This window comes from Levilactobacillus paucivorans, assembly GCF_001437125.1.
GTDB classification, from domain to species: domain Bacteria; phylum Bacillota; class Bacilli; order Lactobacillales; family Lactobacillaceae; genus Levilactobacillus; species Levilactobacillus paucivorans.
Genome location: NZ_JQCA01000024.1, coordinates 1 through 21,641 on the forward strand (window position 1 = coordinate 1; position 21,641 = coordinate 21,641).

The following is a 21,641-nucleotide window of genomic DNA, read 5'->3' on the forward strand; positions in this document are numbered from 1 at the left end:
ACCACTTCTAAGAATAGATTCTTAGTGTTGCACTTGATTTGACAATTGAGGCTTTTAAAAAAAGTCAACAATCTCACAAAAAAATTGGTTCCTCAGCGAGGAACCAATTCTTGCTATTTGTTCATCAAACTCATGGTAATTAAGCGATACCGCTGATCCTCATTGATCGTTGAAGTATGTTTGTGCTTACCGTATTTAAGCGTAACCTTTAGCCGCCCCTTAATCGTGACTTTCTGAATCTTGGTCACGACTAACTTGGTATTCGGATTCAGGAGATACTCGTATTCCCCATCATATTCGGAGATTGGATCCAGATACGCCCCGTGGTAGCCGGCCGGCATATTAATCTTCAATAAATCTTTCGACATAAAGTCAGTTCCCACGGACTTACTCAGCGTGGTCGAGGCAAAACCTGGATCCCGGTAAACGGCTCCCGGCTTTAACTTCTTTCCTCCTAGCGACAGATTCACAATCCAGTCCGAGGTGCCGCGGTAGACAGTCATCGGTTGCTTGAGTTTAAACGTCTTGAGAGCCGCTCTCAGGTCCTTAACGCGTTGCCGCGACTTAGTGGTGGACCGCTTCTTAGGCTTCCGTAGAACGTTGTTAATGGCGTCTGAGCCCTCCCCGGTATAGCGACCGAGTACCTTGTGTTGCCGCTTACTGAGTGTCTTATACCACTTGCGAGACTGCCGATTCAGGTTCTTTCTCACCTGCTTGGAAACCGTGATTTTCTGGGTGCTGTAGGTAACTGCGGCTAAGTTGTTCACCCACAAGGGCTCGTTACTATCGCCCACCGCAACCTTAGTGTGGCCCTCACGATGACTCATGATCGTCAACGCTGTATTCTTGGGAATTGTGACCACCTCATCGGTGGTGGCCGATCGGGCGTTAACATCTCGGTCTGTCACAACCTGCGTGGTTCCCGGCGTAGTCGTTTGACTCGTCCGGTCAGTAATTGTGTAAACCTTAGATTTAGCGCTGGCTGTCTCTACTCCTAGGACACCACCGCCTAAGGTGAGGCCCACCATAGTTAAGGCCACAAAGCGTTTGTATGTATTCACTTCTAACTCCTCCTCCGAACCCCCCACTTCTTGCAACGTTTCAGCCACTTGAAGTTAAATTAAGTATACCACCATCGGGCTTGGGTTAAACGGTTTAATCCATCATTATTTAAGCCTGTCTTAAGGCCTTGCGGACAACGTTACAGATGGTTTGACTGGCGTTACAAAAATAAGGAACTGTACCGGTTTGGTACGGTTCCTTTGTATTTACATTGTCGAAACGTGTGAAAAAGGGCAGTCAGCTCCGCTTAACACTGATAGTCAAATAATCCAAGCCCGAGATTATCCGACTATCACCGTTAATGCTCACTGACTAACCGCCCTTTTTCACACTCTTCTACTAATAAAGTCCAACAACCTTGCCATAACCAAAAAGTTCTCGGCTGGAATCGGGAAGTCTGCCACGTCTTGGGCCGTTTGGTTGAGAACCGATCCCCGGACGTAGTCGCCATCGTTGACGACCATGGTGTAGACGTTGTCCTCCATGACCTCGAGGTGGAACTGGAGACCGATGACGTTGCCATTGACCAGTAACCCCTGATTATCGATCTGGTCACTTTCAAATAATCGAATTGCACCAGCTGGGAGGTCAAAACGGTCTTGGTGCCAGTGAAGCACGGTCAGACTCTTGGGAATACCCGGAATCACCGTCGTCAAGCGTCTGACTGGCGCCCAACCGACTTCCTTTGCTGGGGCCGGACTGACCTTGGCTCCCATAAGCTTGGCAATCTGTTGGGCCCCAAAACAGGCGCCAAAGATCGGCTTGTGGGCGGCCATCATCTGTCGCATCAGCTCGCGTTCCGCGGCAATCCAAGGTGCCGAATCATTGGGACTGATCGGCCCACCTAAGACGACCAGCAAATCAGTTTCATCCACCGTTGGTAACTTCCCGTGTTGCGCTGGATGGTAGACGAAGACCTTGTGTCCCCGGTCGTGAGCCCAGATTCGAATCGCACCGGGACCTTCCTCCGGTGTGTGTTGCAAAATATTGACGCGCATGGCACTCACATCCCTCCAAATGAATCGACCGGATTGTACCACTTGAAACTGGCCACTGCTTCTCACCGGGCTTCGTTTGATTGGTCACCCACTCTACTCTGAACAGGAAAATCAAATTTCCAACATAAAGCGCTTGCAAAAAGTAAGCCTTTTGCTTAACGTTAGAGGTGTTGTTATTTCTATATTAAAGGATGGTATTGATTTATGGACTATCTCCTTCTTTTACGAGGGATCAACGTCGGCGGTCATCACCGCGTGCCGATGGCTCAGCTCAGAGACCAACTCACCGCAACGGGCTTCACGAATGTCCGTTCCTATATCAACAGTGGCAATCTCTTTGTCACCAGTATGGAACCATTTGTGACTTGTGCGGCCAAAATCCAGGCATTACTGGCCACCGAATTCGATTTTCCGATCGACTTTCGCTTGATCAGCCGCCCGGAATTTCTGGCCGATCTGGGCTTGGCTCCGAACTGGTGGGGAGCCGACCCCGCATTGCGTCACAACGCCTTGTTCAAGCTCAATACTTACGAACCCAGCAACGACAACTGGCTAACCGAGCATGTCACCAGTGACTACGACCGAATACTTATAACGCCCAATCTGATTTTTTGGACGTCCACCCTCAAGGTTCATTTCAGCCGGTCATTTTATAGCAAGATTCTCGGGACTCCCCTGTATCGCCAGACCAGTGCCCGTAACTTCAATACCACAACGAAACTCAAAAAAATTTTGGAGGAATTCTCATGATTAGAAATTTAGTTCACGATCCAGCTCGCTTACAAACGCAGTCGACCCCCGCTACCGAACTCGATGGCCAAGTGGTGACTGACCTTCTCGATACCCTGAAGGCCCACAGTGTCAATGGTATTGGTATGGCTGCCAACATGATTGGGGTCAACAAGCGCATCATCGTGATTAACCTGGGGATGATTCCAATTGCCATGCTCAACCCACAGATCGTTAAGATTTCCGGTGAATTCAAGACTGAGGAAGGTTGCCTGTCACTCAAGGGAACTCGGCCAACGACGCGGTACAAAGCCATTACCGTTCGCTTCATGGACCAGAACTTCAAGCCTCACGAACAGGTCTTTGCCGGTCTGGTCGCCCAAGCCATTCAACATGAGGTTGACCACTGTAATGGAATTTTGATCTAGGAGATCTTGCCATGACTGAAGAAGAAAAGATGTTGGCCGGCAAGCTCTACGACCCGACTGACGCCAAACTAACCGCGCGCCTGCACTACGCGCATCACTTATCCCAGGAGTACAGCCAAACCTTTGATGATGAATCTGATAAACGGGAAGCCATTCTGGAAAAACTACTCCCTAATCGGAAACCTGGCATGTACTTGCAAGGACCAATCTTCTTCGACTATGGGTGTTACACCACCTTTGGCGAGAACTTCTATGCCAACGCTAATTTTACGGTGTTGGACTGCGGCCCCGTCACTATCGGCAATAGCTGCTGGTTCGGTCCTAATGTCACGTTGGTCACCCCGATGCATCCTCTCCGCTACCAAGATCGCAACGCCCGCTATCGTGCAGACGGCAGCAAATACAACCTTGAGTACGACCGGCCAATCACCATTGGCGACAACTGCTGGTTTGGCAGTAACGTGACCGTGATCGGCGGTGTGACCATTGGGAGTGGCTGTGTCATCGGTGCCGGCAGCGTCGTCACCAAGGACATCCCTGACAACTCACTTGCCGTCGGGAATCCGTGCCACGTCTTGCGAACCATTACTGAAGAAGACGCCATCAATTTCCATCAGGAACTTCTCTAAGGTCGATTGAGCCAACCCGGAGAATCCACGACGCTGTATCGTGTTATCATAAGAGCATCGGAAAGGTAGATGAGCAGTATGACTCATCGTTCAAAAAAATGGCTGAAATGGTTCTTGCCAACACTTGTCTTACTTCTATTGCTTCTCACGTTTACACCATTTGTGCCCAGTAATGCTGTCAGACTGTGCATTCTGAAAAATGGTCATCCATTTGCGGCGCTTTTGTCCGGTCCCAGTAAACTCTCTAAATCAGAAATTAAGGATTACAGCGGGAGTAAGCGGCAACAGCACTATCAAATCAATGTGCCCTTCCCTACAGATAGCGCGGACGTCGACGTGTTAGTTGTCCGTAAGGTTGCTAAGAACCATTTCTACAATAAGTATCTTGCGACGCCTTCCTACGCGCTGGGGCCATAAAGTTAGGGATAAAACTGAACTCTTTGTTCCATAAATTGAACCCTCAAAGTTGGATTTTTTCCAACCTTGAGGGCTCAATTTTTTTGCCTGTAAGATCAGCTAGGCTAACTACCGATGCCGCCACCAAAGCCGATACCCACCCCAAACAATCAGTCCTAAATCTAGCATCATCAAAATCGCCCAGAGCCAAAGAAAATCCGCCATCAGTGGGGAACGCTGCGTCTGCCAAAGGTCGATGGCCATCCCAATCACGAGGCAGCCATTGATAGCCAGCCCCCACTCCTTGGTCCGACGGTGTTTAGCCAAAGCTGTGACCCCAATCACCACCAGAATGGTAGCGACAAGCCACAGGTCGCGTGGCCGCCACGTCAATTCCAAGTCAAGATCCGTAGTGGTTGGCATCATCGACATCAACCACAGAAAATACAGACTCGTGAGCGCACTCAACATCGGCACATACCGGTAGAGCTTCTGCATGGCCCTCACCTCCCGTTTTGACTTCACCCGTACTGTAGGACGGTTAGAACTGAAAGGTAAACAAAAGCGGCTCGACTTACCCCCAATGGTAATTCGAGCCGCTTTACTGTCTTCATCTTGATTGCTTTTAAGCCAGGGCTTCCTTCAAAGCCGCCTCGAAAAGTGGTTTTGGCCGAGCGCCAACCAACCGGTTGATGACCTGGCCATCCTTCTTAATTAAGAACGTTGGAATTCCCTGAACTTGGAACTGACTGGCGATCTGCTTGTCATGGTCGATGTTGATCGACGTAAACGTCACCTTGTCCTTGAAGTCTTCACTCTCGGAAAGCTTCCGTAAAATCGGATCCATCATCTTACAAGGTGGACACCAGTCGGCGCGAAAGTCGACCACGGTGACCCCAGTATTCGTTTCTTTTTCAAAGTCCTGGTCGTGGATTTCCTTAATCATGCTCATTCTCCTCTAGACTCCCCATAGGGATTATTTAGGGTCGCCACCCTCGGCTAAGAGCGAATCCAACCCTCTGTTAAATTCATAAAAAATTTCAGTGGCGACCTTTGATGTTCTCAATATACCCCAATAGGTATAACGGAGCAACCTTTTTGCTTCTATTGGCAAATATGATCGATCCAGTCAAAGAGGCCTGGCAGGTCGTAATCCCCGTCGTGTGGCCGTCCCCAAGGAAATGCTAGGTCAACATCTCGGCCCTGATTTTTAAGTAACGTTGCCAGAATAAAGGGAATCGCAAATGAGGTCTCTCGGTCGGAGGCCCCATGCCGAATCCGCCAATGTTGGGCAACCTGACTTTGGTTGGTCTGTAAATAACTCACCGGATTGACCGCGGCAACGAGATCCGGATCGGCCTGTCGCGCCGCTACGGTGCTGTGTTTCTGAGCAAACGATGTAAAGTGTCCGGCCGCAAACAACCGGCTCCCAAACAGACTGGTCTCCGGACTACTGAGGTCCAAAGCGTCAAACGCCGGAACCGATTTCTGTCGTGTAAGCCCCCTGAGGTATTGTCGCCAATCTAACTGCGTCACATAGCCGGCCTGAATCGTCAACCCTCGTTGGGTAGTCACATCATCTCCGGCATCTAAGGCCTGCTGGGCCGACCACTTAAGTTCATTGATAATGGCTTGCTGGAAAGGCCCCTGTCCTTGCTCATCTAACGTCAATGGCGCTTTCTGGTCGTTCTGTAAATGAAGCGAATTGACATAAGCTGGAAAGGTGGCCTTCACCTGGTCCGATAATGCCTGTTCCTTGGCGGTAAGCTTGCCAGCCACCGGCGTCACCTGCATACGATCCCCTACTCGCGTAAGCTGTTGGCTGTGCCAGGTGTTCAGACCGTTGAACTGCCATTCATAAGCCGCATCGGCATGTTCTAAGTCAGAGATTGGGCAGTAGGTCGATACGGCAAAAACATCATCGGTAGCCGGCACCGCACCGAGTTCCGCTAAGGGGGTCGCAAAGAAGTCGGCGTTGCCACTAGCCCCCGCTAACGCCGAGGCGGCCCCACCGGCACTGGTTCCGTTGGTGATGATCTTTTCGGTATCACCGGGAATCCAGCCGGCATTGAACTTCACGTAACGAATGGCGGCCTTCAGATCCACAATAAATGCCGGAGCCTTGCCAACGAATTCGCCCCCATTCTGCGTCGTTCGCCCACGAACACCGGCGGAAACCACGACATACCCGCGGGCTAACGCCTGGAGAATCGTTGCGCCGCGGCTAAATGGTGCCGAGTTGCCTGGAAAATCTCGGGGTCCCGGCAAGTAGCCCCCCACGGTATTGGGCATGAAGATGGGGGCCGTGACTCGACTGTAGCCGTTAACCCGACCCTGATTAAAGTATGGCTCCGGCACAAAGACATTGAGTCGCTGCTCCTCCGCGACAGGCATCATCAGATAGTCCAGATCTAAAAAAGCCCGGTATGTGACCCGTCGACCACTCACCACCACCGTTTGGCGTTCAAATTTCTTTTCGTTAAACCGCAAGGGTGTCATTGCCACTCCTCCATTTCACAACTCTTTCCCCTAACCATAGTGGAAATATTGAGCCAGGGCAATCATTTTGATGGGCCATCTTTACCGACTGTTGCTGATGTTGCCCCTGAATGGTTATTCCCCTAATCGCTTGTGAATTTTCAGAGTCACTTTCATTGTTGCAAACGCTATCATTCAGTAGAATGGGAACCATAATTTCACAAGTATTCGAAAATCTACTCAATGAAAGTGAGCCATCATCATGCAGAATTTAACCCGCCATATTTCATTTCCGCGGCTCCTGATTCTGGGGGCCTCAAGTGTCATTGGAAGTAGTTGGATTTATACCAATGGGATTTTTTTCTCCAAGTACGGCGCTGGGGGCGAAATCTTCGGCTTTGTTCTGGCCATGGCCATCACCGTCCTAGCTTCGCTGGCCTTCGCCGAGCTCTCCTCAATCTTTCCTCGAAGTGGCGGACCCGTCGTCTACAGCTACCTGGCCTTTGGTAAACGTTGGGGCTTTGCGACCGGCTGGGCCATTCTCGGAGCTTACCTGAGTGCCCTATCGTTCTACGTCACCGCCAGTAGCATGCTCCTGGCCACCATCTGGCCGCAGATCAGCCAAGGCCCGGGCTACACAATTGCCGGGGCCCACGTCTCGCTGATGGAACTCGCAATTGGCGTCGCCTTCACCCTTTTTATCTTCGCCCTCAATATCCGGGGAACCCGCCTCACCGCTGGCGTTCAAGCCGTGTTGTTCGGCGGTCTTGTCATCTTGGGTGGCGCCCTCATCGTGACCGGCTTCTCCCAAGGGAGTCCGAAGAACTTCTGGCCAGCCTTCGCCACCGGCAGTGACCCCCTGTTAAATATCGTGCGATTCGTGCTCCCCGCCATGACCTTCTTAACCGGTTGGGAAGTCGTCACCATCCTGGCAGAAGAGGCTGACATGCCACCGGCTAAAATTGGGAAGGCCGTGGTTGGGGCCATCGTCCTCGCCGCCAGCTACTACATCATCGTCCTCCTTGCCAGTGCCTGGGTTTATCCTTGGCAGAAGACGGCGACTTTCGAAATGGGGTCGATTACGGCATTTACGAAGGCCGGCTTCCCGCTACTGGGGCAAGCCGCCTTCCTCATTGCCTTTCTGGGACTCTTTACCAGCTTCATCGGCCTCTTCACCGCAGCGCCTCGGCTGATTCTCTCGCTGGCCCGGGCCGGCCTCTTACCACCGCGATTCGCTCGTTTGAGCGAAAAACATGGAACGCCTCTCAACGCCACGGTTCTCGTGCTCCTCTTCGCCATCGGTTTCGGGTGGTTGGGGAAAGGTGCCATGACCTACTTCCTCGATCTCGGGGGCTTCTTCGTGGCGATGGCTTGGGCTATCACGGCGATGTCCCTGTGGCGTATCCGCCGTGACTACCCCGACCTCAACGGTGGCTTTCGTCTACATCGCCTGTGGCCCAGTATGCTCGGTGGCTTCCTCGCGGTGGTTATTGCCATTGGGACCCTGTATCCCAAGTCTCCGGTCGCTCTGGCCTGGCCCACGGAATACATCATGCTGGCCGTCTGGATTGGACTTGGCCTACTCTTCTATTGGCTAGGACGTTCGGAACATCAAGACAACGACACGGCCTTGCATCACCTGCTGGGTGACAAGGAGTATCAACGATTGGCAGAAGTTAAGCGTCAGGATAGAAAGGATGACGACTAAGCTTTGACCACATATGTAAAGCTGTTTAATCCTAAACATTGTGATCCTAAATTTTAGTCGTCCAGACAAAAATCGATAGACACTGACAACTACTAGTCAACGTCTATCGATTTTTCTACTGGATCTATATAGAAAAGACCAGTTTAAGCAGGCGGAGATCAGAGATTCCTACTGTAGAATGCTTAGAACCCATTCCATCCAAGCCCGCACGGTACTGACGCGCCGATTGATCGTGGTGGCATTGAGATCGGGAATATTGGCCTGCATCACTCGACGAATTTCGTCCAGCTCCAACCGTTGGTCATTGGCCATCGTGGCTTCAAAGATCAGTTTAAACGTGCGATGTGCCAACAACTGTTTCAAGAGTAACTGGTTTCGCTGATCACCGTTGGGTAACGTCCGGACGTGCTGACCAAGATCGGTTAACGTGAACTGGTGGGCAACCTTCGTGGCCAGTCCCAGGTACACGAGGGCGTTTCCGTAGTAGTCCCCCTGCCGCGCATTTAATCCTAATTCAGCGGCCAATTCTGGGCCAGTCAGGGGTGTTTCCAGGCTTGCCAGGCTACCCAAGACCCGACTAAAACTGTTGGCTTGCGGATAAATACCTTGCTCAGGTGAATTGGGACTCTGCGCCGCAATCTCCCGCGCCACCGCCACCGGCGTCCCCCAGGTTGTATTCAGGACAAAGTTCACCTGGCGCACCTCGCGAATACTCGAGTAGTTCATGGGATCCGTGAATTCATAAATATGAAAGGCATAGACCTGATCCACATAAGTAAAGTAGATCGGAACGACCGTCTTACCTGTTTGTAAGCTCTGATAGAGTCGATAAGGATAATACAACTGGCGAATCATGAAGTCTTGTGGCAACTTGCGTTTGGCTTCAATGACCGCTAGTTTATCCTGATTCTCGTAACCGGCATCAATTTCCACCTGACTGTTAGCGACCGCAAAATCGAACTGCTGACCCTTGGTTGTCGCAATCTGATAGGTTAAATGCCCGCTTTTAACTCGTCCCGTCAGGGTGTCCACCGCCGCCGGATCACCCGGCTGACGGTCCAGAACGTCATCGATCATCCCCGACGCCTGGGCCACATTCAACGCCATACTCTCTGAGGTGATCGGAAAGTGGTCAAATGAATGAACGAAATTAGGCAACTGTTTCAAAATTGGCCGCAACTCCCGATGGACCAAAGGTTGGTAGGCCTTGAATGGACCAATCTTGTAAGTTCCCCGACTGTCTGGCAGAATGGCCAGCTTATGGGCCTGAAAAATCTGGGGTAAACTGCTCGACCAGTCATACTTGGTGACCAACAGTGGTTCATAGAATTCCTTGATCTGATTGGCCGTAATTTCAAAGATGCCGTCACGTTCGATGGCCGCCAAGATATCGTACTTGGCAAATAATTGTTCCCAGACACGGTCGCGAATGTTTTCCTTGGCCATTGTGGTCCTTCCCCTCCGAAGTTAAGTTAGGTCTATTTTACCAAATCACCTGCTGGCCGCGCGCCTTTTACAGAAATAGTATTGGTCTTTTAGAGTCGTTTTCTTTATACTTGAGACAATATGCTTCAAGACAGTTATGGAAGGACCTGACCACATGGCCGAAAAAATCGAAAATCCAATTCAAATCACGCCAATCATCAAGTGGGCGGGCGGTAAGAAACGCCTAGCACCCACCATCGAGGCCCTCACCACCCAACAGGTCGCCTTCGAAAATATCGACACCTACGTTGAACCCTTTTCCGGGGGCGCCGCCTTCTTTCTCTACCTGGCAACGCGCTATCGCTTCAAGCATCAGGTTATCATGGACGTAAACGCCGAGCTTATCAACCTCTACACTCAGGTCAGAGACCACCTGGCAGACCTCATCGCCGAACTTGGGAAGCTGGAGACGGCGTATAACACACTCCCTGAAGACGATGACTTTACCGCCAAGAAGGCCTACTTCTATGACATGCGGACGACCTTCAACAATGGCATTACCCAGTCGGTGACGGACGAAGCCGTGACCGAGATTCCCACGCTGGTTCGTCAAGCCGCCCTGTTCGTCTTTCTCAACAAGACCGACTTTAATGGCCTCTACCGAGTCAACGCCAAAGGCACCTTCAACGTGCCCTTCGGCCGTCGGAAGATCGTCTCATTGGTCGACCAAACCAACCTACAAAACTTCAGCGATCTCTTACAGAATACGACAATTTTACAAGGTGATTACCATCAGTCCCAGCAATTTGCTGGCGACCGCACCTTCTTCTACTTTGATCCCCCCTATCGGCCCCTCACGGATTCGGCTAGCTTCACCAGCTATACCAAATCCAGTTTCAACGATGATGCCCAGGTGGCCCTGGCCGACTTCACCCACGTGTTAGCCGCGGCTGGCGCTCACTTTGCCCTCAGTAACTCGGACCCCCACCAGAGTGATCCGACCGATGATTTCTTCGATACCCTTTATCAAGATTTCACGATCAATCGTCTCACGGCGGCTCGCATGATTTCAGCACGCAGCAAGGGCCGTGGCAATGTTTCCGAACTGTTGATCGTTCACTAAGACAGGAGGCCTACGTATGACCCTCATCACCGATTATATTGACCAGGCACCGGCCGAGACGCAGCCACAACTCACGGCGATGTATCAGTTATTGAAAGGCCTCTTGCCCGACGCCACCGAGAAGTTCAGTTATGGCATGCCAGCATTTGCCCTGAAGAAGCCTGTGGTTTACTTTGCGGCGATGAAACACCATCTGGGATTCTATCCCACGCCGGGACCTATTGAGGCGTTCGAAGACGATCTGCTGGGCCACTACAAGTATTCCAAAGGCGCGGTACAATTTGCCTACGACCAGCCACTTCCGGTCGACCTTATTACGAAAATGGTGAAATTCCGATTGGATGAAATGTCGGATTAATGGGCTATTGGTCGCCTACGGCTGTCAGGAATTCCGCCTGCTGTGGGGACGCTTCAGCCCTTTGGGCTTCTCGCTCGATTTGAAGCCTCGTCAGAAACACGAGTCTTCAAAGTCGCCCAGAATGTAAGGCCGAGACAAACCACTCGGTCTAACATTCTCACCACGGCCGGCTCCACCCCTGGCCTCCTCCGGCTAAGACTGTCGGTTTAATACAACATAACCCAACCATTCTCAAAACATTAAAAAGTGTCGAACAACTATCTCTAAGGTAATTGTTCGACACTTTTCATTTGTTAGCTAAACTTCAAATTGATCATAATTGCGAAACCCAATAACTGAATGACACCTATCAACACTAAACGCTAATGTCAGCCGCAGGGCTGGTGAAAATGAGCCCAGCCGTGGGAGTTCCCTTAGTGACGGTCTGTGTCGCTTAGGGAACTGCTAGGTTTGAGACGCGTCAGAGGCTCGAACCTAAGCGTGGAGACCGCTCTTTGGCTCCGCGCGTGCGCCCACAGCGTTCCGGCCTCATTTTCACCAGCCCGGAGGCGCTGCCAACGATCTATCTGTTTTTAGTCTTCGCTACCCATTAACCGAGCTACAAAGGCTGCCAGAATAGCGCCAACTTCGGGTGCGACAATGTAGAGCCACAGGTGTGACAAGGCGCTCCCACCAGCAAAGATGGCTGGGCCAAATGACCGTGCTGGGTTCAAAGAACCACCAGTCAGGTTCAAGGCCACAATGATCAGAAAGGCCAAGGTAATCCCAATCGTCAAACCGGCAAAGTCACCATTACCATGACGGTCGCTGGTAACATTTAAGATGACCATCAAAAAGAGGAACGTGACCAAAGTCTCGACAACGAAGGCTAACCCCGTCGAGATCTTCGGAAAGTCCGTCTGGCCTAATTGCGTGGTTGCTAAGCCCAAACCGCCCACAAAGAGTCGCATGCAAGCTGAAGCCACCGTAGCCCCTAAGAACTGAGCGACGATGTAACCCGCGGCATCACGGCCGTCAATCCGGCGATTAATCAACATAGCTGTCGTAACGGCTGGGTTGAAATGCCCACCCGAGATGCCACCGAAGGCATAAGCCGAGATCGTAATCGCTAACCCGAAGGCCAACCCAATTGTCAGGGTATTTCCGGCGGCCACTGTCACGGCTCCGGTTCCCAAGAACACCAACATGAAAGTGCCCATAAATTCTGCTGCATATTTTTGCATCATAAGTCCTCCCATCAATTTCACTATTATACAAATCCTATTATAGAATAATCCGACACGTATGGGACTAATTATGATGAAATTTATAAACAGGCCGTGACGCCTTTTTAAGTAAAATGCCCGTCAAATCAGGACTTGTTACCCCTTACTAATTTCGATAAAGTTCACTCACCGTCTAAGCAGGAGCGTCTGACTGGCTCTCGACGGGGGCAGTGACAATCGCGGTAATCGCTGCCGTAATTCCCTTGACATCGTCGGCCAAGGACAGCGAAGGCTGACCATTCTTGCCAACCACCTGACTAGGCAAGAATGGAATATGAAGAAAACCGGCCCGTAACTCCGGAAATTCCGTCGCCCGCAAATACTGAACCCGATACATCAGGTCGTTGCAGACGTAGGTTCCCGCAGTCGTCGAGAGCTGAGACGGAATTCCTGCCGCTCGAATGGCGTGAACCATCGCTTTCACTGGTAATTGCGTGAAATAGGCCGCCGCCCCGGTCGGTTCAATCAGTTCGTCTGTCGGCTGGTAACCCGCATTGTCTGCGATACGGCCATCGGCGAGATTAATCGCCACACGTTCCGGCGTTAAGCCAAGTCGACCGCCAGCCTGACCAATACTGAGCACCACATCGGGATGTTCTGTTTCAATGGCTGACCGTACGACCGTCGCACAACGTTTGAACTCAGTCGGTACCACCAATGGCACGATCTGAGCACCTGCAATCGTGGCTGGTAGACGCTTGACCGCAGACATCGCTGGATTAGTGGTCTCCCCACCAAAGGGATCGAAGCCCGTAACTAAAATTTTCATAATCCCAACCTCCTCGACCTAAAATTAGGTTTATTATACGCCAATCTCACGCTGAGATGCCCCCATAATCTATGCTTACACAGATGTTATGAAAAAGACGTTTCTGGACAGCGCGCCCGTCACATGATATGATAAATCTCTTTGATTGTGGAACACGCACGTTTCGTTTTTGTAAATCTAACCACTCTAAGCGATAGAAAGGCGGCACTTAACTTATGCCCTTAACGCAACTCAATCTTGGCTCCGAACTCGGCGTCGAAATTTTACATCACCGTTGGTACGCCCTGGTCCTCTACCAACTCACCGAAGACCCCACTGAATTCATGGACCTGCGCCAATCAATCCGCGGGATCTCCACGTTTAACCTCTTTACAACCCTCCACAAACTGGAAGACTGGGACCTCGTCGACGCCTTTGAAGACGACAATTACCACTACCAGCTTACCAGCAACGGCGCTATGTTTCACCGTATTCTCCACGACTTCGAGTCCTGGGGAAATCATGAACTGACTAACAATTTAGCTATCTAACCATTTGGAGCCTTCTTGAGAAAGCTCTTTTTTATTACGATCATCATGAAAACGGCGTCCTTATTAGCTTTTCAATGATGAATATTGAGAAATAAAACGGAACGTAATAGTTTCGTATGGTTTCCGTATTGCTTTGCCTAAGCCTGCTGACAAGGGGATCAAACTCCCTTATGATAGTCATGTAACAGCTATGAAAACGCACCTCAACTTTGAAAGGTAGGTTATTTTCATGAAAAACAGACATCGTCATTGGGCCCGTAAAGCGGCCACGGCACTTTCTCTGGTTGCCGTCACCTTACCCCTGGTTACGACCGTAACCACGGCTCACGCCAGCCACAAGGCTAAGCAGCCCGACCTCGCCAAGCTCATCGCTCCGCATAAGGCTGGCTACGGCTACTTCGTCGACAAATATCAACAAAACACTGGCGACTTCACGACCCCCACGACCAACCCCGTGATCGGCCTGGTTGACGAATTCTCTACATATTGGACCCACCATCAAGAACCGCTCAACAAGCCCCTGCTCGACCTCAACATTGAAAAGTCCGCGGCGATTACCCGTAACCGGACTGCTGTCGACGCCGAACGGTCATTTCTGACCGACCAACGGGATAACCGTTACGCCGTCATCCAAGCCCTCGGGCCTTACGCGCCAGCATTTATCCGCAATGCCAACGCGCAAACCGAAACAGATTCGATGCCAAGTGAGCCACTTCCCGTTGGCTTCAAGAAGAAGCACGTTGAATGGGCGTCCGCAACGTCAACGTTAGGCCCCGTCGTTCAATTAATGAACCTCACCAAACAGATGCCTTACTCTGGAACCAACACCGTCAAGCACTACTACGAGTTCGTCCGGCCATATCGGATCAGCCCTTCAGTCTTACCATTACCGGCCTTAAAGAACAGTATGGCAACCGCCGCTAAGGACTCCTACGACTTCCCAAGTGGCCATACCACTGGTGGCTTTGAAAGTGGTCTGTCCCTGGCCTACGCCTTCCCAGAACGGTTCCAAGAACTCGCCACGCGTTCTTCTGAAGTCGGCTACGACCGCGTTATTGCCGGCCGCCACTCACCACTCGCCGTCATGGGTGGCCGTATGGTTGGTTCAGCCATTACCGCCGCAACACTTTACGACCACAATAACCAATCGCTCATGAAGGATGCCTTAGCAGCCGCTCATTCCAGTGCCTTATTAGGGAGCAAAGACACCTCCGTTCACGATGATTACGGTGACTACGAAACCAACCGTGCCGCCTACCGTTACCGGATGACTTACGGCTTTGACCAAACTGGTGACACTCACCAAGAAATGCGCGTTCCTAAGGGCGCTGAGACGCTCCTGGGTAGTCGTCTGCCTTACCTGAGTGCCAACCAACGTCGGGCCGTCATCTTCACGACAGGGATGCCTTCTGGCTATCCTGTGATGGACGACGCCGAGGGTTGGGGTCGAATCGACCTCTTCTCCGCAGCCAATGGTTACGGGGCCTTCCTCACCAACACCAAGGTCACCATGGATGCCAAGAAGGGTGGCTTCAACACCAAAGATAACTGGCGTAACAAGATCACCGGTGCCGGCAAGTTCACCAAGGCTGGAACTGGTGCCCTGACGCTGAGTGGGGCCAACCGCTACACCGGTGGAACGGTCGTTCAAGGCGGGACACTCCAACTCGCTAACAAGTCGGCCTTCGGAACTGGTAACGTACAACTTAAGAAGGGAACCATTACCCTTTCTGCCAAAACGGTTGCCGTCAAAGGTCGATTCGAAACTGCCAAGGCTGGTAAGCTGACGATGAGTCGTGCCGGTCATCTGACGGTTAAGAAGAACGCCAAATTCAACGGTACCCTGAAGTTAACTAAGGGTGACCTGAAGAAGGGTGCCAAATTAATCACCTACAAGCAACACAGTGGCAAGTTCCGTCACGTTTCCGGCCTGCCTAAGGGTTGGCACGTCGTTTACACGAAGCATGCGCTTAAATTAGCTAAGTAGCCTTAGCTACTAGAAAGGGTTGGAATCAATTACTGATTCCAGCCCTTTTTGGCGTTCTTATGAGATTGTGAGAATAGCACTTATTCCTTGAATTGAATCTTGACGTAGTCGCGGTACAGCGGCAATTTGTCCATCAATTCTTGATGGTTCCCATTTCCACTAACGTGACCATTTTCGATAAAGTAAATGTTGTCGGCATCCACGATAGTACTCAGTCGATGCGCGATAATCAAGGTTGTCCGCCCCTTCATCAACTCGCCGAGTGCCTGTTGAACCATGGCTTCGGATTCGGAATCCAGGCTGGCCGTGGCTTCATCCAAGAGGAGAATCTTAGGATCGCGGAGGAAGGCGCGAGCAATCGCCAAACGTTGGCGTTGCCCTCCACTGACCTTGACCCCACGTTCACCAACCTGGGTGTCCAGACCAGCTGACATGTTGTGCACAAACTCATCGGCTGACGCTAATTTCAAGACGTGCCACAGCTCGTCATCTGAATAGCTGCGATCGGCGCCGTAGGTCAAGTTGTGACGAATGGTTCCCGCCATAATTGCGGAATCCTGACTGACATAACCAATCTGGGAGCGCCAATCGCTGAGGTTAAAGTCGTTAACGTCCTCGCCACCAATCGTCACTCGACCATTCTGTGGGCGATAGTAACGTTCGATAAGGCCGAAGATCGTAGACTTCCCACCGCCAGAAGGTCCGGCAAAGGCCACCACCGTATTCGGTTCTGCGGTGAAGTTCACATCGTGGAGGACCGGTTGCCCGTCATCCTCATAGGCAAAGTCCACGTGTTCCATGGCTAAGGCCTGATCGGTAACGGATTGGGTTGGTCCTTGTGCCAATAATTCTTCCGGTTCGGCCAACAGTTCACGAACGCGAGCCGTTGAGCCACTAGCCTTCGCCGTATCGGTGAAGAACCGCGCCAACGTCCCCGCGGGTCCAATGATTTGGAACAGATACATCAGGAATGAGAACATCATGCCTAGACTCATAGTCCCGGCAGAAACTCGTACGGCCGCGTAAGCCAAGACCCCCACGAAGACGGCCAACATGCTCGCGGTCATGGCTGGACCGGCAATAGAGTCGTAGATGGCTTCCTTGAGGCCAATCTGATACAAATCCTGAATTTGGGCGGAACCCGTTTGTGTTTCGTAATGTTCGGCGTTGGAAGACTTCACCAAGCGAATCTCACTCAGCGTTTCATCGGTCTGCCCACTGAAGGTGGCCATGGCATCTTGCCGTTGCCGACCAATCTTCCGAGATTTAATCATGATTGGAAACATGACTAACATCACCAGTGGTACCGCGACAAACATGATCATCGTCATCCGCCAGTCCATCAGGAGCATGATGACCAAGGCCCCTGCCAACTGTAGCAACGACGTAACCATTTGCGGAAACGAGTTGGCCAAGAGATTCTTGATTTGCATGGTGTCGTTGACCAGTCGAGAAGTCATCTCACCCGTCTTGACGTTGTCAAAATAACTCACACGGAGCCGGATTAACTTCTGCCACAGCGTTTCTCGTAAACGGGCCACGACATTTTCACCGAAGAATCCCAGTAAGGCCCCTGACCCGGCACTGACTAGGGCACTCACAATAAATAACGCGATAACCATAATCAATAGCGGCTGGTTCATCGCATGTCCCAGCCCGTTAATCAAGGACTGGGCTAACTTTGGCACGGCCAGTTGCGCGCCGGTCGCCAGCATCCCTAGGAATAGACCTACCCACAGTTGCCAGTACTTCGGCTTGGTTTGGCGAATCAACGCCAAGAAGCCCTTAAAATCAAATTTCTCTGCGGACCGTTTCCCAGCGGTCCGCGGTGTTGCTAATCTGTGTTCCATCTCTTATGCCTCCGGTGAATCAAAATTAGAAGCGGGGGCGGCCCATCCCATGGTGGGGCCAGCCGTGTCCGCGTTGCATGAAGTCATCCCAATCCAGATCAGCAATCTGGTGATTTAACTTCGTTAGTAGTTCTTCAAGTTGTGTCTGTTCGGCCGCCGTTAAGCCGCCAAATAATTGATCGGCGACTTCATGGCTACGCTCGTCATATTGGGCAAATAAATCGCGTCCACGGTCACTCAAACGAACGATCACGGCCCGCTTATCCGTGGCACTCGGCACGCGTTCAACGAATCCGGCGTCCACCAACCGGCTGATCGTGGCGCTGACCGAACTGGGACGAATGTCCAAAATCTCAGCAATCTCCGCGTTAGTCAAGCCATCTGGCGATTGGGCCAAAATCTTTAGCAGGCGTCCTTGTCCCCGATGACCGCCCCGGCCACCCATTCCAGGATGTGGACCGACTGCCATTAGGAACATGCGATTTGTCATCAATTTCCCAAAACTCTGAAGTAAGTCGCGACTTTCGTCTGTCATATCAAATTCCTCCTGTTTTCTTGATGGGATAAGATTAGCACCTTAGTTAGCTTTTGTAAACTAAAACTAACTAAAAACTAACCAATTATTTTATTTCAGCTGAAGAGTACTTGTGTGAATCCCTTTGTTGACACGGCTTTTCAACGTTAAAATCAATTTTTAAAAAAGAGCAACTTGGACGTCTATTTAACCATTCAGCAGACCAAAAAACTCGTAAAGTCTCACCAATCTAAATTTTCCTATTACTCTTACTAACGAAATTCACCCGAATTTTTTCGCATAAAATCGTCAATTAGACAAAAAAATCGACCAGACCCCCTAAAAGGATCTAGCCGATACCTATTTTCAAAAAATTAATCTAAGCTGCTTGGGATACAACGCCAGTCGCCAAACTCTTAGTCAGTCAGCCATGCGTTCTGCGCCACTTGAGATTATCATGCTGTTCCGTAGCGGCGACTTGTGTCGTCACTTGCGAAGCACTATTCGAGACCGATTGGGAACGTTTAGAGGCACCGTCCCAGCCATCCAATTGTACCATCACACACTTTGCGGAACCATTCTTGGTAAATACGAGCGGTTGACCATCCATTAACGTATTGATCACCCGTTGAAACCGATCGTGTAGACTCATTGTGGGTCTCGAAATTCTCATCATGTTGCATCGCCACCTTTTGGGTCACTATACCACAGACCACCCCCGATGGAAAGCGAATTCAGGAATTTTTTACCACCCAATTTAAATTGGGTCGTTGACCCGCATAACCCCGCTATTTTGCTTGACCCACCGCAAAGTAATTTCCTTCGGGATCACGGAAATTAAAGGCGCGCGTGCCATTGTTATCAACGATATCGCCGGCCGTTATCAGGCGATCATGCAAGGCCTCAAAATCCTTAGTGAAGAACATGAGAGATGGCGTACTCCCTAAAACTTCTGGTGAGTATTGCCGAACGTAAGCCTTGCTGAAAAATGACAACTCCGCCCCCGGTGCAATAGTGATAACGATGTTATTGGACTCGTCAGACAGGACATTCACTTCAACTACCGTTGCCCCGAGGTTATCTTGCCACCACTGGGCCGTCTCTTCCACATCATCGACATACAACATTGTCCGCATCTTTTCCATCGTCGTCACCCCATAATTTAGTTGTTATCCACATCCTACCACGCTACTTAATTAAAGCAATTCAAAATTTAGCTGGCTATTCTGTTAAATGTCGCGTATGATAGGCAATGCAGGTTTGCACCTGCCCAGTTGCTCTGTACATTCCAGATGCATCCTATGGATCAACTGGTTGCTCTCATCTCGGATTGATGAGGGCATTTTTTGTGTCTAAATTTGTCAGAAAATAAAACGGGAGTTGACCAAGCGGCCAGCTCCCGTTTTTTTAATTTAATTTGGTACCGTTTCGACCCACTTCTTTAGCAGGAAGACACTGGCAGCCGATTCGATGACAATCACCAAAACCATGCCAGCGATGGGCAACCAGAGGTTCATCAGGCCACCGCCAATTGAAAACGAACTCGTGACCTTCGAGAACAAGACAATCAGGAAGGCTGCGACCCGCACAACGAGGAAGATAACCACGATGTAGAGCACGAAGTTCACCAGCCGCTTGCTAGCACTTGGCAGGAAGTTCGAGGTCGCACTGACCACCAGGTGAACGAAGGTAATCGTCGTCCACATCAGGATAAGCACAACCAACAGGAGTAAGGCAATAATCATGGCCACCTTGGCAATGTCCCAAGGACTATTGGGTCCCAGGTCTACCGGATGGGCACTGAAGATACTACCCATGTCCTTCCGTAACGCATTCCAGCCAATGCCGATGCCGGCCAGATGCAGAAGGACTTCAACGCCCACTATGTAAAAGAACATCACGAATGATGATAGTAGGTTGCCCAGGTACAAGCGGGTCTCCTCCACTGGAATCAGCCGAAAGGTATCTTGCGTGTAGGCCTGTTCCGAACGTCGGGCGATCAGGTAAAACCCAACCACGTAGGTTACGCCGGCCCAACTGCTGACGGCCTGAAGTAAGCTGGTGGTGGATAGCGTCCCCGTGATCAGAATCCACACCAGACTTACTGCAATGGCAATCAATTGAATTAAAAGTAGTAAATTTGCCTCACGGAATTTGCTCCGTGTCAGGACTTTGAAAATCCGCCCAAAGCTAGTCATAGTCGTTCCCCTTTTCGTATAAACTCTCGTAGTAGGCTTCAATCCCCACATCATACTTCTCCCGAATCGTGTCAGTCGCTTCATGGGTAAAGATCGTTTGGTCCTTAACGACTACGATTTCATCCAGAATGGCCGCAACCTCTGAGACGTAGTGGTCACTGATAACCATGATGGCATCGTCTGGCTTCCACTGGAGAATACTGTTGATAATCCGCTTACGACTCATGCTGTCGATCCCGCTGAAGGGTTCGTCCAACAAGTAAAGGTCCGTGCGCCGTGAGAGGGTCAGCGCGATGATCAGCTTCTCCTTCATCCCCTTGGAGAGGCTCGTCAACTTCAGCGAGCCATCAATCTGTAAGAAGGTTTCCATATCTTGGTAACGCTGAAAATCAAAGTCCCCATAAACGTCGCGATAGAAACGTACAACCTGATCAACGCGAGTTTCACGGGCAAATCCCCGTAATTGTTCCGTGAAACTCACGTGTTGTTTCCGATCGCCAACCACCGTGGCGTCATTAATGGCGATTGTGCCTTTCCCCTTGGCACTCCCCGTAATGAGCCGCATCAGGGTCGTCTTACCGGCCCCATTTTCCCCTAACAAACCAATGATCTTGCCCGGCGTGATGGTCAGGTCAACGTCGTGAAGAATCGTCTTCATGCCGTGTCGGTACTGCACGCCCTGTAAAGTTAATCCTACAGTCATTCCACGTTCCCCCTCTGTGTCATGTAGTGCTTAAGACTGTTTAGAATCTCTTCGTCACTCAAGTTCAAGGCGTGAAGCTGTTGATAAGCTCGCGCCACCTGTTCCGTAATCAATTGGGTTTTTAAATCTGTAATCTTGGTTTCATCCATCGTCACAAAATTCCCCTTACCTCGTTTAGAGTCAATTATCCCCGCCGCAATCATCTCACTCAACGCGCGTTGAACCGTATTAACGTTGGCCGTCACGTCCAGCGCCAGCTGTCGAACTGATGGCAGCTTCTCGCCCGGCTGTAACGTCCCCATGATGATCTCGTGATAAATGTTGGTCTTAATCTGATAATAGATTGGAATCTTATCGTCGAAATGCATATCGTCCCACCTCACTAGTGTTCTATTTCTCTATTACACTATTACTATAACATCACCCTGGGGTATTAGCAACCCCCGTTGACTTCTTTTTCTGTATCCGGCACACTTAACTTAACTCAAACG

At 50.8% G+C, this 21,641-nt stretch carries 24 protein-coding genes; 9 read left to right on the forward strand and 15 right to left on the reverse strand.

The features are described from left to right. Positions 1 to 113: 113 nt before the first annotated feature. Both IV54_RS01495 and IV54_RS01500 read right to left on the reverse strand, forming a co-directional pair. Positions 114 to 1,061 carry an ADP-ribosyltransferase gene (locus IV54_RS01495; protein WP_057877632.1) on the reverse strand — a complete coding sequence of 316 codons (948 nt, stop codon included), beginning with the start codon at positions 1,059 to 1,061 and terminating at the stop codon, positions 114 to 116. A gap of 327 nt (positions 1,062 to 1,388) precedes the next feature. After that, the gene (locus IV54_RS01500) at positions 1,389 to 2,060 is read right to left on the reverse strand and encodes a type 1 glutamine amidotransferase (RefSeq protein ID WP_057877633.1); all 672 of its coding nucleotides are present in this window, start codon (positions 2,058 to 2,060) and stop codon (positions 1,389 to 1,391) included. Positions 2,061 to 2,264: 204 nt separating this feature from the next. On the opposite strand from IV54_RS01500, the gene IV54_RS01505 reads away from it, so the two are divergent. The 4 genes from IV54_RS01505 to IV54_RS01520 all read left to right on the forward strand — a co-directional run bounded on the left by IV54_RS01505 (position 2,265) and on the right by IV54_RS01520 (position 4,263). Then, positions 2,265 to 2,810, forward strand: coding sequence for a DUF1697 domain-containing protein (locus tag IV54_RS01505; protein ID WP_057877634.1), 546 nt, complete (start codon positions 2,265 to 2,267; stop codon positions 2,808 to 2,810). After that, on the forward strand, positions 2,807 to 3,217 hold the full coding sequence (locus IV54_RS01510) for a peptide deformylase (protein WP_057877635.1): 411 nt from the start codon (positions 2,807 to 2,809) through the stop codon (positions 3,215 to 3,217). The genes IV54_RS01505 and IV54_RS01510 overlap by 4 nt, the downstream gene beginning before the upstream one ends. A gap of 11 nt (positions 3,218 to 3,228) precedes the next feature. Then, entirely contained in the window at positions 3,229 to 3,846 is a 618-nt protein-coding gene (locus tag IV54_RS01515; RefSeq protein ID WP_057877636.1) for a sugar O-acetyltransferase, read from the forward strand. Between the two features lie 69 nt (positions 3,847 to 3,915). Continuing rightward, on the forward strand, positions 3,916 to 4,263 hold the full coding sequence (locus IV54_RS01520) for a hypothetical protein (RefSeq protein WP_237756645.1): 348 nt from the start codon (positions 3,916 to 3,918) through the stop codon (positions 4,261 to 4,263). 108 nt (positions 4,264 to 4,371) lie between these two features. On the opposite strand, the gene IV54_RS01525 is transcribed toward IV54_RS01520, so the two are convergent. The 3 genes from IV54_RS01525 to IV54_RS01535 all read right to left on the reverse strand — a co-directional run bounded on the left by IV54_RS01525 (position 4,372) and on the right by IV54_RS01535 (position 6,741). Then, positions 4,372 to 4,740, reverse strand: a complete 369-nt coding sequence (locus IV54_RS01525) for a hypothetical protein (protein ID WP_057877638.1) — start codon at positions 4,738 to 4,740, stop codon at positions 4,372 to 4,374. A 127-nt stretch (positions 4,741 to 4,867) separates the two neighbouring features. Beyond that, positions 4,868 to 5,188: a thioredoxin family protein gene (locus IV54_RS01530; RefSeq protein WP_057877639.1), complete on the reverse strand. Its 321-nt coding sequence runs from the start codon at positions 5,186 to 5,188 to the stop codon at positions 4,868 to 4,870. A 158-nt stretch (positions 5,189 to 5,346) separates the two neighbouring features. Further along, positions 5,347 to 6,741: a subtype B tannase gene (locus tag IV54_RS01535; protein ID WP_083488466.1), complete on the reverse strand. Its 1,395-nt coding sequence runs from the start codon at positions 6,739 to 6,741 to the stop codon at positions 5,347 to 5,349. A 241-nt stretch (positions 6,742 to 6,982) separates the two neighbouring features. On the opposite strand from IV54_RS01535, the gene IV54_RS01540 reads away from it, so the two are divergent. Beyond that, on the forward strand, positions 6,983 to 8,428 hold the full coding sequence (locus IV54_RS01540) for an APC family permease (RefSeq protein WP_057877640.1): 1,446 nt from the start codon (positions 6,983 to 6,985) through the stop codon (positions 8,426 to 8,428). A gap of 168 nt (positions 8,429 to 8,596) precedes the next feature. Here the strand turns inward: IV54_RS01540 and IV54_RS01545 are convergent, their stop codons facing one another. Beyond that, on the reverse strand, positions 8,597 to 9,874 hold the full coding sequence (locus tag IV54_RS01545) for a type II restriction enzyme (protein WP_057877641.1): 1,278 nt from the start codon (positions 9,872 to 9,874) through the stop codon (positions 8,597 to 8,599). Between the two features lie 154 nt (positions 9,875 to 10,028). Between IV54_RS01545 and IV54_RS01550 the strand changes: the two genes are divergently transcribed. Further along, on the forward strand, positions 10,029 to 10,976 hold the full coding sequence (locus IV54_RS01550; protein ID WP_057877642.1) for a DNA adenine methylase: 948 nt from the start codon (positions 10,029 to 10,031) through the stop codon (positions 10,974 to 10,976). 16 nt (positions 10,977 to 10,992) lie between these two features. Further along, a complete protein-coding gene (locus tag IV54_RS01555) occupies positions 10,993 to 11,334 on the forward strand; it encodes an iron chaperone (RefSeq protein WP_057877643.1) in 342 nt (113 codons plus the stop codon). A gap of 572 nt (positions 11,335 to 11,906) precedes the next feature. Here the strand turns inward: IV54_RS01555 and IV54_RS01560 are convergent. Further along, positions 11,907 to 12,557 (reverse strand): MIP/aquaporin family protein, encoded by a 651-nt coding sequence (locus IV54_RS01560; protein WP_057877644.1) that lies wholly within the window; start codon positions 12,555 to 12,557, stop codon positions 11,907 to 11,909. A 175-nt stretch (positions 12,558 to 12,732) separates the two neighbouring features. After that, positions 12,733 to 13,368, reverse strand: coding sequence for a pyroglutamyl-peptidase I (pcp, locus tag IV54_RS01565; RefSeq protein WP_057877645.1), 636 nt, complete (start codon positions 13,366 to 13,368; stop codon positions 12,733 to 12,735). A gap of 215 nt (positions 13,369 to 13,583) precedes the next feature. Between pcp and IV54_RS01570 the strand changes: the two genes are divergently transcribed. Next, positions 13,584 to 13,898, forward strand: coding sequence for a winged helix-turn-helix transcriptional regulator (locus IV54_RS01570; RefSeq protein ID WP_057877646.1), 315 nt, complete (start codon positions 13,584 to 13,586; stop codon positions 13,896 to 13,898). Positions 13,899 to 14,127: 229 nt separating this feature from the next. Beyond that, on the forward strand, positions 14,128 to 15,885 hold the full coding sequence (locus tag IV54_RS01575) for a phosphatase PAP2 family protein (protein WP_057877647.1): 1,758 nt from the start codon (positions 14,128 to 14,130) through the stop codon (positions 15,883 to 15,885). 80 nt (positions 15,886 to 15,965) lie between these two features. Here IV54_RS01575 and IV54_RS01580 read toward each other — a convergent pair whose 3' ends face one another. The 7 genes from IV54_RS01580 to IV54_RS01610 form a co-directional block, all read right to left on the reverse strand. Next, positions 15,966 to 17,735: an ABC transporter ATP-binding protein gene (locus IV54_RS01580; protein WP_057877648.1), complete on the reverse strand. Its 1,770-nt coding sequence runs from the start codon at positions 17,733 to 17,735 to the stop codon at positions 15,966 to 15,968. Between the two features lie 25 nt (positions 17,736 to 17,760). After that, complete coding sequence (locus IV54_RS01585) at positions 17,761 to 18,270, reverse strand: MarR family winged helix-turn-helix transcriptional regulator (protein ID WP_057877649.1); 510 nt, start codon at positions 18,268 to 18,270, stop codon at positions 17,761 to 17,763. Between the two features lie 403 nt (positions 18,271 to 18,673). Beyond that, on the reverse strand, positions 18,674 to 18,925 hold the full coding sequence (locus tag IV54_RS01590; protein WP_157054323.1) for a hypothetical protein: 252 nt from the start codon (positions 18,923 to 18,925) through the stop codon (positions 18,674 to 18,676). Between the two features lie 112 nt (positions 18,926 to 19,037). After that, complete coding sequence (locus IV54_RS01595; protein WP_057877651.1) at positions 19,038 to 19,394, reverse strand: VOC family protein; 357 nt, start codon at positions 19,392 to 19,394, stop codon at positions 19,038 to 19,040. Positions 19,395 to 19,661: 267 nt separating this feature from the next. Continuing rightward, entirely contained in the window at positions 19,662 to 20,447 is a 786-nt protein-coding gene (locus tag IV54_RS01600; protein ID WP_057877652.1) for a hypothetical protein, read from the reverse strand. Then, complete coding sequence (locus tag IV54_RS01605) at positions 20,440 to 21,150, reverse strand: ATP-binding cassette domain-containing protein (RefSeq protein ID WP_057877653.1); 711 nt, start codon at positions 21,148 to 21,150, stop codon at positions 20,440 to 20,442. The genes IV54_RS01600 and IV54_RS01605 overlap by 8 nt, the downstream gene beginning before the upstream one ends. Then, positions 21,147 to 21,518, reverse strand: a complete 372-nt coding sequence (locus IV54_RS01610) for a GntR family transcriptional regulator (protein WP_057877654.1) — start codon at positions 21,516 to 21,518, stop codon at positions 21,147 to 21,149. Before IV54_RS01610 ends, IV54_RS01605 begins: the two co-directional genes overlap by 4 nt. Positions 21,519 to 21,641: the final 123 nt, after the last annotated feature.

Excerpts from the sequence above, each read along its gene's own strand:
- IV54_RS01500 (WP_057877633.1), bottom strand. The coding sequence starts at position 2,060 with ATGCGCGTCAATATTTTGCAACACACACCGGAGGAAGGTCCCGGTGCG.
- IV54_RS01505 (WP_057877634.1), top strand. The coding sequence starts at position 2,265 with ATGGACTATCTCCTTCTTTTACGAGGGATCAACGTCGGCGGTCATCAC.
- IV54_RS01510 (WP_057877635.1), top strand. The coding sequence starts at position 2,807 with ATGATTAGAAATTTAGTTCACGATCCAGCTCGCTTACAAACGCAGTCG.
- IV54_RS01515 (WP_057877636.1), top strand. The coding sequence starts at position 3,229 with ATGACTGAAGAAGAAAAGATGTTGGCCGGCAAGCTCTACGACCCGACT.
- IV54_RS01520 (WP_237756645.1), top strand. The coding sequence starts at position 3,916 with ATGAGCAGTATGACTCATCGTTCAAAAAAATGGCTGAAATGGTTCTTG.
- IV54_RS01525 (WP_057877638.1), bottom strand. The coding sequence starts at position 4,740 with ATGCAGAAGCTCTACCGGTATGTGCCGATGTTGAGTGCGCTCACGAGT.
- IV54_RS01530 (WP_057877639.1), bottom strand. The coding sequence starts at position 5,188 with ATGATTAAGGAAATCCACGACCAGGACTTTGAAAAAGAAACGAATACT.
- IV54_RS01535 (WP_083488466.1), bottom strand. The coding sequence starts at position 6,741 with ATGACACCCTTGCGGTTTAACGAAAAGAAATTTGAACGCCAAACGGTG.
- IV54_RS01540 (WP_057877640.1), top strand. The coding sequence starts at position 6,983 with ATGCAGAATTTAACCCGCCATATTTCATTTCCGCGGCTCCTGATTCTG.
- IV54_RS01545 (WP_057877641.1), bottom strand. The coding sequence starts at position 9,874 with ATGGCCAAGGAAAACATTCGCGACCGTGTCTGGGAACAATTATTTGCC.
- IV54_RS01550 (WP_057877642.1), top strand. The coding sequence starts at position 10,029 with ATGGCCGAAAAAATCGAAAATCCAATTCAAATCACGCCAATCATCAAG.
- IV54_RS01555 (WP_057877643.1), top strand. The coding sequence starts at position 10,993 with ATGACCCTCATCACCGATTATATTGACCAGGCACCGGCCGAGACGCAG.
- IV54_RS01560 (WP_057877644.1), bottom strand. The coding sequence starts at position 12,557 with ATGCAAAAATATGCAGCAGAATTTATGGGCACTTTCATGTTGGTGTTC.
- pcp (WP_057877645.1), bottom strand. The coding sequence starts at position 13,368 with ATGAAAATTTTAGTTACGGGCTTCGATCCCTTTGGTGGGGAGACCACT.
- IV54_RS01570 (WP_057877646.1), top strand. The coding sequence starts at position 13,584 with ATGCCCTTAACGCAACTCAATCTTGGCTCCGAACTCGGCGTCGAAATT.
- IV54_RS01575 (WP_057877647.1), top strand. The coding sequence starts at position 14,128 with ATGAAAAACAGACATCGTCATTGGGCCCGTAAAGCGGCCACGGCACTT.
- IV54_RS01580 (WP_057877648.1), bottom strand. The coding sequence starts at position 17,735 with ATGGAACACAGATTAGCAACACCGCGGACCGCTGGGAAACGGTCCGCA.
- IV54_RS01585 (WP_057877649.1), bottom strand. The coding sequence starts at position 18,270 with ATGACAGACGAAAGTCGCGACTTACTTCAGAGTTTTGGGAAATTGATG.
- IV54_RS01590 (WP_157054323.1), bottom strand. The coding sequence starts at position 18,925 with ATGATGAGAATTTCGAGACCCACAATGAGTCTACACGATCGGTTTCAA.
- IV54_RS01595 (WP_057877651.1), bottom strand. The coding sequence starts at position 19,394 with ATGGAAAAGATGCGGACAATGTTGTATGTCGATGATGTGGAAGAGACG.
- IV54_RS01600 (WP_057877652.1), bottom strand. The coding sequence starts at position 20,447 with ATGACTAGCTTTGGGCGGATTTTCAAAGTCCTGACACGGAGCAAATTC.
- IV54_RS01605 (WP_057877653.1), bottom strand. The coding sequence starts at position 21,150 with ATGACTGTAGGATTAACTTTACAGGGCGTGCAGTACCGACACGGCATG.
- IV54_RS01610 (WP_057877654.1), bottom strand. The coding sequence starts at position 21,518 with ATGCATTTCGACGATAAGATTCCAATCTATTATCAGATTAAGACCAAC.